Here is a 12834-nt window from a genome sequence, read left to right as displayed (position 1 = left end):
CAGGTCGTCGCGAAACGGGTCGCCCTTGGCGAACACTGCGGCGAACGCCGATGAGGAGGGCGCAATGGCAGGCAGGCTTTCAGGCAAGGTGGCGCTGATCAGCGGTGGCGCGGGAGGCTGCGGCCTGGCGGCGTCGGAGCTTTTCGCGCGCGAAGGCGCCAAGGTCGGTATCGTCGACCTGCCGCGCAGCAAGGGCGAAGAGGTCGCGGCATCGATCCGCGCCAATGGCGGCGAGGCGATTTTTGCCCCTGCCGACGTCTCGGTATCCGCAGAAGTGACATCGGCCGTCAAGGCGGTGGAGGCGGCGTTCGGCGCCATCACGGTGCTCTTCAATCACGCCGGCATTCTTGCCGTCGGCCCCTTCCTCGAGGTCGAGGAAGACGAATGGGACCGACTGATGGCGGTCAATGTGCGCAGCATGTTTCTGATGACCAAGGCTGTTTTGCCCGGCATGCTTTCCGCCGGCGGCGGCAGCATCGTCTGCACCTCGTCGATCTCGGCCGTGGCGGCAACGCCGATGGAGGTGCTCTACGACACGACCAAGGGCGCCTGCCACATGTTCGCCCGCGCCATCGCCGTCGAGTTCCGCGACCGCGGCATCCGCTGCAATGCCGTCTGCCCGGGCTTTATCGCCACCGATCATGGCAAGCGCGAGCTCGTCGGCCTCAGCAAATACGGGGTCGACGTTTCGGAGGCGGCCATCGCCGTGCAGCAGGGCCGCATGTGCGACCCGAAAGAGGTGGCGAACGCGGCGCTGTTTCTTTCGAGCGATGAGGCGAGCTTCATCAACGGCACGCATCTGTTCGTCGACAATTGCTTCACCGCGGTTTGAGGGAGGGGAAAATGCTTCAGGCAGGTGGCCACTGGCGCAACTGGGTCGGAAACCAATCATGCATCGTGCGTCATCGCGGCGCGCCGGAGAGCGAGGCAGCTCTTGCCGAAATGGTGCGCGAGGCGACGTCGCAAGGGCTGAACGTGCGCTGCGCCGGCTCCGGCCATTCCTTCACGCCGGTGGCGCTGACCAGCGGGCTGCAGCTGACGCTCTCCAACATGCAGGGTGTCGTCGGCATCGACTACGCGCGCAAGCGCGTCGCGGTGAAGGCGGGTACCACCATCAATCAGCTCGGCAAGGTGCTGAAATCCAACGGCCTGTCGCTGATCAATCAGGGCGACATCGACAGCCAGGCGTTGGCTGGCGCGCTGACGACCGGGACGCATGGGACCGGCGCCAAGCTCGGCAACATGGCCTCGCAGATCGTCGGCATGCGCCTGGTGCAGCCGGATGGGAGCATTCTCGTTGTCGACGAGACGACACCGGATCTGCTCGAGGCGGCGCGGGTATCGGTCGGCATGCTTGGTGTGATCTCGGAGATCACGCTGCAGGCGATGGACAGCTACAATCTGCATGAAAGGCTCTGGCGCTGCACCTTCGACGAAATGATCGAACAGCACGACGAACTGGCCGCCAAACACCGCCACTTCGGCTTTTTCTGGTGCCCAGTGCCCGAGAGCCGGCATTGCTATTGCCTGCCGGACACCGCATCGGTCTCGACCACAGACAGCACCTCCGACGTCTGCGAGATGAAGGTGATCGACATCACCGAGGAAGCACCGACGGAGCGCCGCTTCGAGAAGATCGCATATTCCTCCGAGATCTATCCGATCGAATACGTGCCGAATTTCCACGAACTCGAATATGCGGTGCCCGTCGCCCACGGCAAGGATGCGGTGAAGGCGGTGCGCAAGCTGATGCTGGAAAAGCACCCGACCTGCATCTATCCGATCGAGTACCGTTTCACCGCCGGAGACACCGGCTGGATCAGCCCCTTCTTCGAGCAGGACTCGATCACGCTCTCGGTCTCGGGCGAGCCGGGAACCGATTATTGGGACTACCTGAGGGATGTCGATACGATCCTGCGGCAGTACGGCTCACGGCCGCATTGGGGCAAGCTGCATTTCCTCGGCGCCGAGGATGTGACGGCGCTCTATCCCCGTGCAGGCGATTTCCGGGCGCTGAGGGCCAAGGTCGATCCGGAGGGCCGCTTCCTCAACGATCACCTGCACCAGCTTTTCGGATAGCGTTTGCGGCTGACGCCGCTCAAAACAAAAACGCCGCGCGAACTTCGCGCGGCGTTTCTTTAAACTCTGATCAGTTGGATCAGGCAGTCGGTGCGTCACCGTTTTCGCCGGCCACGACCTTCGGTCCGCCCTTGGAGACGCCGACCATGGCCGGACGCAGAACACGGTCACCGATCACGTAGCCGGCTTGAACGACCTGCAACACCGTGTTGTTGGGCACGTCCGCATTGGGAATCTCGAACATTGCCTGATGGAAGTTCGGGTCGAACTTCTGGCCTTCCGGCTCAAGCTTCTTGACGCCGTGGCGCTCAAGCGCTGAAAGCATCGAGCGCTCGGTCATTTCCACGCCCTCGATCAGGGCGGTGAGGCCAGCCTCGCCTGCTTCCCTGGCCTCTGCCGGAATGGCATCGAGGGCGCGGCGCAGGTTATCCGAAACGGCGAGCATGTCGCGGGCGAAGCCGGCGACGGAATAGGACTTCGCATCCTTCACGTCGCGTTCGGTGCGGCGGCGCAGGTTGTCCATCTCGGCGGCAAGTCGAAGGTACTTGTCACGCAGCTCGGCGCTCTCCGCCCTGGCGAGCTCCAACGGATCGGGCTCGGCAACCGGCGCAGCTTCAGCGGCGTCGGCCGCATCGGGCGCGGCATCGAATACCTCGTCGGTGGCCTCGGGTCCGTGCTTGTTCGTATCGTCGGTCATGACGTTCTCCGCAGTGTCGTCTCTATCGTCCTTCGCATTTCCACGCCGCAAGCGCGAGCCTGCGTGTCAGCAAAAATGCCCTGTGACTGGATTTGAAGCCGATATCGAGGTTTGGGGCCGAAAAATCAAGGGTTCAATCGCGCTCCTACAGCGCCGCGCGACTGATCAGACGCGCAAAGGTTGCTGTAACACTTTGATTTGCTGCATGTCTTTGTCCTTGATCGAGGTCGATTTAAGGAGACATGCAGCGACTAAAAGCCCGCCTTTAGCGGGAAAGCCGCGACATCAGCTGCGCGGTATAATCGACCATCGGCACGATGCGGGAGTAGTTGAGCCGCGTCGGTCCGATGACGCCGACCGCGCCGACAATGCGATCCTCGCCATCGCGATAGGGCGCGACGATCAGCGAGGAGCCGGAGAGCGAGAAGAGCTTGTTTTCCGAGCCGATGAAGATCCGGACGCCCGGACCGCTCTCGGCAAGATCGAGCAGCTCGATCAGGCTGTCCTTCTTTTCGAGGTCGTCGAAGAGCATGCGCAGCCGATCGATATCCTCGGCCCCCTCCAGCCCTTCGAGCAGGTTGGCACGGCCGCGCACGATCAACCGCGCCGGCTTCTCGTCGCCTTCATTGCCCGACCAGATGGCGAGACCGCGCTCGACGAGGTCTTGCGACAGCGCGTCGAGTTCGCCGCGCACCGTCTGCTTCACCGTTTCAAGCTGGGTGCGCACCTCTCCGATCGTCTGGCCGGCAAGATGGGCGTTAAGGAAATTCGCGGCTTCGGTGAGCTGCGAGCTGGTGACCCCGGCGGGTAGTTCGATGATGCGGTTTTCCACCTGGTCGTGCTCGCCGACGAGAACGGCCAGCGCCTTGGTCGGCGCCAGGCGAATGAACTCGACATGCTTCAGTACGGGATCGGCCTTGGCGGTGATGACGAGGCCGGCCCCGCGTGACATGCCTGACAGCATCTGGCTGGCTTCGGTCAGCAGCGCATCGACCGGCTGCATATGATCATCGCGCCGCACCTGACGGTCGATCGACGCCCGGTCCTCGACCGAGAGATTGCCGACCTGCATGAAGGCATCGACGAAGAAGCGCAGCCCCGTCTGGGTGGGCAGACGGCCAGCGCTGACATGCGGCGAGTAGATGAGACCGAGATCTTCGAGATCGCTCATCACATTGCGAACGGAAGCGGGAGAGAGCGACATCGGCAGGAGCCGCGACAGATTGCGCGAGCCGAGCGGCTCGCCGCTCGTCAGATAGGTTTCCACGATGCGACGGAAAATTTCGCCCGAGCGCTCATCCAGCGCGGCTGCGATTTCCTTTGCTCCGGGATTGCGCAGTACCATGTCACTCCACACTCGCAGGCACATCCTACCGTGCCCGGAATATAATGATCCTGCCGCCCGATGGCAAAAGGGAAAAATCGACTGGTCCCCCGGCTATCCACCGGTTCCCTTTGCCTGCGCCATGCTCTAGAAGGCTGACGAGATACGATAGGAGTTGACGATGCGGCCATCCGGCAGAAAAACCGACCAAATGCGCAAGGTTTCTTTCGAGCGCAATTTTTCCAAGCACGCGGAAGGCTCCTGTCTGGTGCGGTTCGGCGACACGCACGTGCTGTGCACCGCCAGCCTTGAGGAAAAGGTTCCGGCCTGGCTGCGCAACGGCGGCAAGGGTTGGGTGACGGCGGAATACGGCATGCTGCCGCGCGCCACCGGCGAGCGCATGAAGCGTGAGGCGGCAAACGGCAAGCAGAGCGGCCGCACCCAGGAAATCCAGCGCCTGATCGGCCGGTCGCTGCGCGCCGTCGTCGACCTTCCGGCGCTCGGCGAGCGCCAGATCTCGATCGACTGCGACGTCATTCAGGCCGATGGCGGCACGCGCACGGCCTCGATCACCGGTGCCTGGATCGCTCTCTACGATTGCCTGAAGTGGATGGAAGCGCGCAACATGGTCAAGGTCGAGAAGGTCCTGAAGGACCATGTCGCCGCCATCTCCTGCGGCATCTTCGCCAACCAGTCCGTGATCGACCTCGATTACCTCGAAGATTCCGCCGCCGAGACCGACGCCAACTTCGTCATGACCGGCTCCGGCGGCATCGTTGAAATCCAGGGCACGGCCGAAGGCAAGCCGTTCTCGGAAGAGGAATTCGCAAGCCTGATGGGCTTGGCAAAGAACGGCATTGCCGAACTGGTCGCGCTGCAGAAGCAGGCGATTGCAGGCTGACCACAGGAGAAAAGATGGCCCCGGCACTGGAAGGCATACTCGAGACTGCGCTCTACGCGACCGATCTCGATGCCGCCGAGGCCTTCTACGGCGGCGTTCTCGGCCTTGAGAAGATCACCCGCGCTGGAAACCGGCACGTGTTCTTCCGCTGCGGCCAAGGCGTGCTTTTGATCTTCAATCCGGCCGAGACGGTGAAACCGCCAGCGCCGGACGCCGCCCTGCCGGTGCCACCGCATGGCACGACCGGCCGGGGACACATGTGCTTTCGCGTGCGCGCCGAGACGCTCGACGCCTGGAAAGCGAAACTGGAAGCGGCCGGTATCAAGATCGAAAGCGATCTGCGCTGGCCGAACGGCGCGCGGTCGTTCTACTTCCGCGATCCGGCCGGCAACAGCCTTGAATGTGCGGAGCCGGGCCTCTGGTCCATCGAATGAATATGAAACGAGATACCATGCGCAAACTCGACAACAAGACGCTGATCGTCGCCAGCCACAATGCCGGCAAGATCCGCGAAATCCGCGATCTCATCGGCCCGCTCGGCTTCGAGGCGAAGTCGGCGGCGGACCTCAATTTCATCGAGCCCGACGAAACCGGCACCACCTTCGAGGAGAACGCCACCATCAAGGCGCTCGCCTCCGCCAAGGCCTCGGGTCTGCCGGCGCTTTCGGACGATTCCGGTCTTTCAATCGACGCACTCGACGGCGCGCCCGGCGTCTATACCGCCAACTGGGCCGAGCGCGAGGACGGCAGCCGTGATTTCGCCATGGCGATGGAGAAGGTCGAAAACGCACTGCAGGAAAAGGGCGCAACGACGCCCTCCGAGCGCGCCGCCCGCTTCGTCTCGGTGCTCTGCCTTGCCTGGCCGGACGGCCATGTCGAGCTCTTCCGTGGCGAGGTCGAAGGCTTCGTGGTCTGGCCGCCGCGCGGCAGCCAGGGTTTTGGCTACGATCCGGTCTTCCAGCCGAAGGGCTACGAGACCACTTTCGGCGAAATGAGCGCCGACGAGAAACACGGTTGGAAGCCGGGCGATGCGCAGGCCCTGTCGCACCGCGCCCGCGCCTTCAAGATTTTTGCCGAGACCTGCCTCGGAGCCTGATCTGAGCGGGATGAGGAAAAGTGTGTGCGGTTTCCCGCCCGCATCCCGCTCCCTACTGAAAGTGACCATGAGAGACGCAACGATGCAGACGGCCACGCTATCGGCGATTGGTGACGGCATGGACCCCGGTTTCGGGGTCTATGTACACTGGCCGTTCTGCGCGGCCAAATGCCCCTATTGCGACTTCAACAGCCATGTGCGCCACCAGCCCGTGGACCAGCCGCGTTTCGTTGCCGCTTTCCTGAAGGAGATGGAAGAGGTGCGTGAGCTCTCAGGTCCGCGCACCGTCACCAGCATCTTCATGGGCGGCGGCACGCCGTCGCTGATGGAGCCCTCGACGGTGGACGCGATCCTCCAGGGTATCGCTCGCCATTGGCACGTGCCCGACGGCATCGAGATCACCATGGAAGCCAACCCTTCGAGTGTCGAGGCGACGCGCTTCCACGGCTATCGTGCTGCTGGCGTCAACCGCGTCTCGCTCGGCGTCCAGGCGCTGAACGACCGCGACCTCAAATTCCTGGGGCGGCTGCACAATGTCGAAGACGCGCTGAAGGCGATCCGGCTGGCGCGCGAGATCTTCCCGCGCATGTCCTTCGACCTGATCTATGCCCGCCCGAACCAGACGGTCGAAGAGTGGGAGCGCGAGTTGAAGGAGGCCGTCTCCTACGCGGTCGATCACCTGTCGCTCTACCAGCTGACAATCGAAGAGGGCACGCCCTTCTACGGCCTGCACAAGGCCGGAAAGCTCATCGTTCCGGACGGCGAACAATCGGCCGTGCTCTACGAGGCAACGCAGGCGATCACGGCATCGATCGGCATGCCGGCCTACGAGGTCTCCAACCACGCCCGTCCGGGTGCTGAAAGCCGGCACAACCTGACCTACTGGCGCTATGGCGACTATGCGGGTATTGGCCCCGGCGCACACGGGCGCCTCGGCATCGGCGGCGGCAAGGTCGCGACGGCCACCGAACGCAAGCCCGAGGAATGGCTGCGCCTCGTCGAGACCTACGGCCACGGCATGGTCGAACGCGAGGCGCTCGACCTCGAAGCGCAGTCGGATGAACTGCTGCTAATGGGCCTGCGCCTCAAGGAAGGTGTCGACCTTGCCCGCTGGCAGACCCTTTCCGGCCGCGATCCGGACCCGGAGCGCGAACAGTTCCTGATCGACAACGGCTTCATCGAGCGGCTCGGCAATTCGCGCCTGCGCTGCACGCCGGCCGGAATGCTGATCCTCGACGCCGTGGTGGCCGACCTCGCTTGCCCCTGAGGCAGCAGGCGGTCTTCGCCGGCTACAGACTCAATCGAACGTTTCACCGGAGAGCGGTGTCGACCGCATCGAGGCGCGCTCCTCGAACACGTCAAACCAGCGTGTCAGCGTCGGGCGGTTACGGAACGATGGCAGGTTGCGAAATGCCATCCAGGAGAGCGCCGTCGCCAGCGCGATCTGGCCGATATCAACGGCCGCCTCGGGCTCCAGCGTGCGCTCCAGCCAATCGTAGGTCTCCTCGATCTTCTCTTCATACCCCTTGGCGAGTTCCGGAAAACGCAAGTGCTCCGGCCGACGCTCCCATTCCCAGCGAAGACCGATGCCGGTCTGGGCGAGGACCTGCGCCACAGACTGCATGCGCAGCGCCCGCCAGCGCGGTTCGCCGCTTTCCGGGATCAGCTTGCGTCCATCCTGCAGCGTGTCGAGATAGGCGCAGATGACGTCGCTGTCGAAGATCGGTTCCTGCCCCTCGCGCAACAGCACCGGCACCTTGCCAAGCGGGTTTTCGGCATAGACTTCGTCGTTGCGCCGAGTCGGGCTGGTCTCGTGGTGGATGACCTTCAGCCGTTCGGCGAGACCGGCCTCGTGGGCGAAGACGAGCGCCTTGCGGGCGAAGGGGGAGTGGGTCTGATAGTAGAGGATCATGTTTGCCTCGCGGGATCTGGCGTGAATGCCTGTTCCCGTGAAGAGATATTGCATCGCAGCCGATAAAGGCGCTCTGTTTTACCGGCAGCGCTGCAAGTTTGTTTCGCGAACCGCTACTTCATCGGATCGCCTTTCAGCCGGTTGAGTTCAATGCCCTTTGCGACCAAGCGGGCCACATGGGCGTCGTCGACGTCGTCCGTGGCGCGCAGGCGGATATAGGCCATGTCACCCTTGCCGCCGCCCTTTTCCAGGCGCGGATCGAGATCGAGCATCTCCGCCCCACGCCAGAAGCCGAAGGTCACGTGATCCTTTGCTCCCTTCAGGAGGCAGACTGCGCCGCCGGCCTCGTAGATGGGGTGGCCCCACTTCACGATATCGGTGAGCCCGCCTGCGGCAATGAGCGCTGCGTGCAGACGTTTTGCCACGTCTCCCGGAACCCCGGAAAGGCCGGCAATGTAATCTTCGACAGTCCTGGTCATGATCGACTTTCACTTGTTCGGTTGGAAGGCAGTTTTCAGTTCTTGAATGGGATCAGGCTGCGCAGGCGCGAATCTCGGAGCCACAGGCCGCCCCAGGCGATGACGCCCAGGTAGAAACCGAAGAACAGATGGCTGAAGAGTGGACTGCCGGCCCGAAGATGCGTCGCCATGGCGCCGCCGAGATAACCGGTCAGCAGAATGGCGCCGAGGATCGAGGTCCGCGGGATCACGTAGAGCACGGTGCAGAGCAGCGTGAGCACCCCGAGCAGACGCGCCAGGTTTTGATCTGCCGAGTAACCAAGCGCCAAGATGGTTTCGGTAACGACCTGAAGCGGCACGAGCTTGATGACGGCATCGAAGACCAGGAAGGCGACGAGCACGCCACTGAGGACGCGGCCGAGGATGACGGATTTGGCAGTCGGGGCGGAAATGGCAAGGCTGGTATTCACTGGGATTTCTCCTTGGATCTCGTTTTCAGTCCAAGGACGAAGCAAGGCGGCCCGCCCCGACAGCCGCCTCGTGGCTTTTTCATCTTTTTTTGACGACGGCGTCTTCGACGCCCGGCTCCTCGTCGAGCTTGTCGAGTTGCATGCGGATATAGGCGCATTCGGCGGCGTTGGTCGCAAGCGCGATGGCATGATCAAAAGCGACGCGTGCCTCGCGGACCTTGCCGAGCTGCTTCAGGAGGTGGCCGCTGAGGCCGTGGAAATAGAAGTAGCCAGACAGTTTGCCGGCCAGCGGCTCGATCATGGCGAGTGCCGCCTCCGGACCGTCACGCTTCGAGACGGCAACGGCCCGGTTGAGGGTAATCACCGGCGAGGGCTGCAGCCGTTCGAGCGCTTGGTACAGCAGGTCGATCTGCGCCCAGTCGGTGTCTTCAGGGCGTTCCGCCCGCGCATGCAGGGCAGCGATCGCGGCCTGGATCTGATAGGCGCCGGGCTGGCGGTGGCGCATCGCCCTGTCGATCAGCGCCAGCGCCTCATCAATCAGTGGGCGGTTCCACAATCCGCGATCCTGGTCTTCGAGCAGGATGACGGCGCCATCGGCATCGAAACGGGCGCGCGCGCGGGAATGCTGTATCGTCATCAGCGCCGTCAGCCCCATGATCTCCGGTTCCGCGGGAAAAAGCTCCAGCAGCAGACGCCCGAGCCGGATCGCCTCCTCGCAGAGATCGGCCGAGACGCTTTCCGGGCCGTTCATCGCCGAATAGCCTTCGTTGAAGACGAGATAGATCATCGTTGCGACGGCGGCGAGCCGGTCGGCACGATCGGCAACATCGGGCGTTTCGAAAGCAAGGCCGGCCGCCGCGACGCGGGACTTGGCGCGGGTGATGCGCTGCTCCATCGCCGCTTCGCTGACGAGAAAGGCGCGGGCAATCTGCTTGACCGAAAGGCCCGAGACGATGCGCAGAGCCAGCGCGATCTGCTGGGTTGCCGGCAGAGCCGGGTTGCTGCAGACGAACAGCAGCCGAAGAATGTCGTCGCGATATTGCGAGCCATCCAGCCGGTCGGCGAGATTGCTCTCCTGATCCTCGAGATCGGAGAGCATTTCCTCCGGTGGCAGCGCCGTCTCGCGGGACTGGCGCCGGACCTTGTCGATGCCGCTGTTGCGGCCGACGAAGATCAGCCACGCCGCAGGATCGCGCGGCGGGCCACTCTTCGGCCAGGTCTTCAAAGCCCGGATGCAAGCCTCCTGGAACGCTTCCTCGGCCGTATCGAGATTACGGAAATAGCGCAGCAATGCGCCCACTGCCTGCGGCCGGGCTGAAACGAGTGCGAGGTCTATCCAGGCTGTGTCTGTCATGAAGCAAGCTCACTGGGTTTGTAGATGGCAAGGGGTCGGATTTCGTAGGAGCCGGCCGCCGGGTTGGCAGAACTCAGATCACGAGCAAATTCGAGTGCTTCGTCCATAGACGCGCAGTCGACGACATAGAAGCCGAGCAACTGTTCCTTGGTTTCGGCGAAAGGGCCGTCGGTGACGATCGTCTCGCTGTGAGTGTGCCGAAGCGTCGTCGCCGTTGTCGTTGGCATCAGGCGGGCCACCGGCCCAAGTTTTCCGGCTTCAGCATATTTGCTCTGTACGGCCGCCAAGTCACGCATGACCTTATCATCCTGCTCCTTGCTCCACTCACTGGTGACATTTTCGTTGTTGTAGCAAAACACGGCGTAAAGCATCGGAACTCCTGCTCCTGAAACAAAGACGGTGGCGGCAAGGAATAGCCGACAACCCAGCTGAAAAAAACAGGGCCGGTGGTGCTTTCGCCCACCGGCCCGCAATGCGTGTAAGAAGGGAACGCTCAGACGTTCTCGCGGCACTCTAACTTGGGGTCGACGGCCGGCCGAGAAAAGAGGCGAAGAAGTCGCCCGTCGATTGCTGCCAGACCCGCTGCAATCAGCGCCATGCCGAGAAAGTGCTTGGGCTCCAGCGTCTCGCCCAGGAACGTCGCGCCAAGCAGAATGGCGCTGACCGGGATCAGGAAGGTGACGAGCATCAGGTTGGTGACTCCAGCCGTTTCCAGGATGCGGAAGAACAGGACATAAGCGAGCGCCGTGGAGACCAGAGCAATGCCGACGATTGCGGCCCAGACGTCGAGGCCGGGCATCGTAAGCGTCCAGGGATGATCGACGAGCAGCGACAGCGGCACCAGCATGATGCTGGCAGCAGAGACCTGGCCGGTGGCCGTCACGATCGGTGCCACGCCCATGCGCTTGAAGCGGCGGGCAAAGACACCGGCGAGCGAATAGGAGAGCGCCGCACCGAGAACGGCAAGCTGAGCAACAAGGTTCGAGCCGAGCCCGCCGAGTGCCGCCGGACCAATCATCATGGCAACGCCCAGGAAACCGACGACCACGCCGGCGAAGCGGTTGACGGTCAGCTTCTCGTCATCGGTCAGCAGATGCGCGACGATCACGCCGAAAAGCGGCGTGGTGGCGTTGAGGATCGAGGCGAGGCCGCTGGCGATATGCGTCTGCCCCCAGACGATGAGCGAAAAGGGGATGAGATTGTTGAGCAGCCCCATGCCGAAGAACGCCAGCCACACACGCGGGTCCCGCGGCATCGACAGTCCCGCAAGGCGCAGGAAAACGAGCAGTGCGACCGCCGCGAGGCTGACCCTCAGCGCCACGATCGTAAATGGCGGCAGCGCCTTGACGGCGATACCGATGAAGAAGAAGGAGCCGCCCCAGAGGAGAGAGAGCATGATCAACATGCCCCATTCCCGCGCTCCCATGACCTTGGCCTGAACCGGCTGCACCATCGCGAAAACCCTCATTTGTTTATCTGACTAAATCGAAACGGTGTTGACCGTCGTGAATTTATGCCATTATTCTCAGCATATTACGCTTCGGACAAACGATCATTTCTCGCTGGATGATTGAGTTTGGTTAAACCATGACCACATCCCTTCCCTCCCTTGCATCGCTTCGCGCCTTCGAGGCGACGGCGCGTCATTCAAGCGTCACCAAGGCCGCGCACGAACTCAACGTCACGCCGGGCGCCGTCAGCCTGCAGGTGCGGGAGCTGGAGCAGACGCTGGGTGTAACGCTCTTCGAACGAAGGCCCAGGCAACTGGTTCTGACGGAAGACGGCAGCCTCTATTTCGCAACGCTCCGACGTGCCTTCCGCATGATGCGGGAGGCAACCGAGGAGCTGACGGCGCGCAAACGTGCGCCGGTGCTGACGGTGAGCTGCACGCCGACCTTCGCCGCGCAATGGCTGGTGCCGCGCATCGGCGCCTTCGAACAGAAGGTGCCTGGCATCGACGTCCGCATCAGCACCACGAACCGGCTGACGGATTTTAACAGTGACGGCGTCGACGTCGCCATCCGGCATGGGCTCGGCCGGTATGACGGTCTGGTCAGCGAACGGCTGATCGACGACGACCCGGTTCCGGTCATCCATCCGGCGCTTCGGGCCAAACTGCCGCTCGACACGCCCAGCGACCTCGCCCGCCATGCGCTGTTGCACGACGTGCACCGCCAGGACTGGCGGCTGTGGCTGGATGCGGCAGGGGCCGAAGGGGTGGATCCCGGGCGCGGGCCGGTCTTCGTCAACAGCAACGGCGCCATCGAGGCGGCCAAGGCCGGCGACGGGGTCGCCCTGGTGCGCCTGTCGCTCGTGGCGCGGGAGCTTGCGGAAGGCCTGCTGGTTGCCCCCTTCCCGGAGGGAGTGATGACCGGCCTTGCCTATCACCTCGTCTATCCGCCGGCCGCTCTCGACCGACCGCCTGTCGTCGCCTTTCGCAGCTGGATCATCGCGGAGGCCCGCACATCGCAGGTCGTCGAGGACCAGCCGATCAGGCCGTCTCAGCGACCGACGTTGAAGGCGGTGCGTTAGCCCAAACGAAA

General features: G+C 63.3%; 15 protein-coding genes. 7 read left to right on the top strand and 8 right to left on the bottom strand.

Features of this window, described 5'->3' with window-relative positions:
• The first annotated feature begins 64 nt into the window (after nt 1–64).
• Entirely contained in the window at nt 65–832 is a 768-nt protein-coding gene (locus ASE60_RS01650) for an SDR family NAD(P)-dependent oxidoreductase (protein ID WP_057247989.1), read from the top strand.
• Nucleotides 833–843: 11 nt separating this feature from the next.
• On the top strand, nt 844–2079 hold the full coding sequence (locus ASE60_RS01645; protein ID WP_057247988.1) for a D-arabinono-1,4-lactone oxidase: 1236 nt from the start codon (nt 844–846) through the stop codon (nt 2077–2079).
• Nucleotides 2080–2158: 79 nt separating this feature from the next.
• On the opposite strand, the gene grpE is transcribed toward ASE60_RS01645, so the two are convergent.
• Together grpE and hrcA are read right to left on the bottom strand one after the other, a co-directional pair.
• Nucleotides 2159–2776, bottom strand: coding sequence for a nucleotide exchange factor GrpE (grpE, locus tag ASE60_RS01640; protein WP_057247987.1), 618 nt, complete (start codon nt 2774–2776; stop codon nt 2159–2161).
• Nucleotides 2777–3041: 265 nt separating this feature from the next.
• Nucleotides 3042–4121 (bottom strand): heat-inducible transcriptional repressor HrcA, encoded by a 1080-nt coding sequence (gene hrcA / locus ASE60_RS01635; RefSeq protein WP_057247986.1) that lies wholly within the window; start codon nt 4119–4121, stop codon nt 3042–3044.
• 160 nt (nt 4122–4281) lie between these two features.
• Between hrcA and rph the strand changes: the two genes are divergently transcribed.
• From rph to hemW, 4 genes are all read left to right on the top strand, one after another.
• The gene (gene rph / locus ASE60_RS01630) at nt 4282–5001 is read left to right on the top strand and encodes a ribonuclease PH (protein ID WP_057247985.1); all 720 of its coding nucleotides are present in this window, start codon (nt 4282–4284) and stop codon (nt 4999–5001) included.
• A gap of 14 nt (nt 5002–5015) precedes the next feature.
• Nucleotides 5016–5435, top strand: coding sequence for a VOC family protein (locus ASE60_RS01625; RefSeq protein WP_057247984.1), 420 nt, complete (start codon nt 5016–5018; stop codon nt 5433–5435).
• Between the two features lie 17 nt (nt 5436–5452).
• Nucleotides 5453–6097, top strand: a complete 645-nt coding sequence (gene rdgB / locus ASE60_RS01620; protein ID WP_057247983.1) for an RdgB/HAM1 family non-canonical purine NTP pyrophosphatase — start codon at nt 5453–5455, stop codon at nt 6095–6097.
• Between the two features lie 82 nt (nt 6098–6179).
• Nucleotides 6180–7364: a radical SAM family heme chaperone HemW gene (hemW, locus tag ASE60_RS01615; RefSeq protein WP_057247982.1), complete on the top strand. Its 1185-nt coding sequence runs from the start codon at nt 6180–6182 to the stop codon at nt 7362–7364.
• 30 nt (nt 7365–7394) lie between these two features.
• Here the strand turns inward: hemW and ASE60_RS01610 are convergent, their stop codons facing one another.
• From ASE60_RS01610 to ASE60_RS01585, 6 genes are all read right to left on the bottom strand, one after another.
• A complete protein-coding gene (locus tag ASE60_RS01610) occupies nt 7395–8009 on the bottom strand; it encodes a glutathione S-transferase family protein (RefSeq protein WP_057247981.1) in 615 nt (204 codons plus the stop codon).
• Nucleotides 8010–8122: 113 nt separating this feature from the next.
• Nucleotides 8123–8488: a DUF1801 domain-containing protein gene (locus tag ASE60_RS01605; protein WP_057247980.1), complete on the bottom strand. Its 366-nt coding sequence runs from the start codon at nt 8486–8488 to the stop codon at nt 8123–8125.
• Nucleotides 8489–8523: 35 nt separating this feature from the next.
• Complete coding sequence (locus ASE60_RS33330; protein ID WP_244495504.1) at nt 8524–8937, bottom strand: DoxX family protein; 414 nt, start codon at nt 8935–8937, stop codon at nt 8524–8526.
• A gap of 79 nt (nt 8938–9016) precedes the next feature.
• Nucleotides 9017–10291 (bottom strand): RNA polymerase sigma factor, encoded by a 1275-nt coding sequence (locus tag ASE60_RS01595; protein ID WP_057247979.1) that lies wholly within the window; start codon nt 10289–10291, stop codon nt 9017–9019.
• Nucleotides 10288–10662, bottom strand: a complete 375-nt coding sequence (locus ASE60_RS01590) for a YciI family protein (RefSeq protein ID WP_057247978.1) — start codon at nt 10660–10662, stop codon at nt 10288–10290. Before ASE60_RS01590 ends, ASE60_RS01595 begins: the two co-directional genes overlap by 4 nt.
• A gap of 122 nt (nt 10663–10784) precedes the next feature.
• Complete coding sequence (locus ASE60_RS01585) at nt 10785–11717, bottom strand: DMT family transporter (RefSeq protein ID WP_057248247.1); 933 nt, start codon at nt 11715–11717, stop codon at nt 10785–10787.
• 161 nt (nt 11718–11878) lie between these two features.
• Between ASE60_RS01585 and gcvA the strand changes: the two genes are divergently transcribed.
• The gene (gcvA, locus tag ASE60_RS01580) at nt 11879–12823 is read left to right on the top strand and encodes a transcriptional regulator GcvA (RefSeq protein WP_057247977.1); all 945 of its coding nucleotides are present in this window, start codon (nt 11879–11881) and stop codon (nt 12821–12823) included.
• Nucleotides 12824–12834: the final 11 nt, after the last annotated feature.

The organism is Ensifer sp. Root278 (assembly GCF_001429285.1).
Lineage (GTDB): Bacteria > Pseudomonadota > Alphaproteobacteria > Rhizobiales > Rhizobiaceae > Ensifer.
Note: the sequence above shows the minus strand (reverse complement) of the source record. Positions and strands in the feature narration are given on the sequence as shown.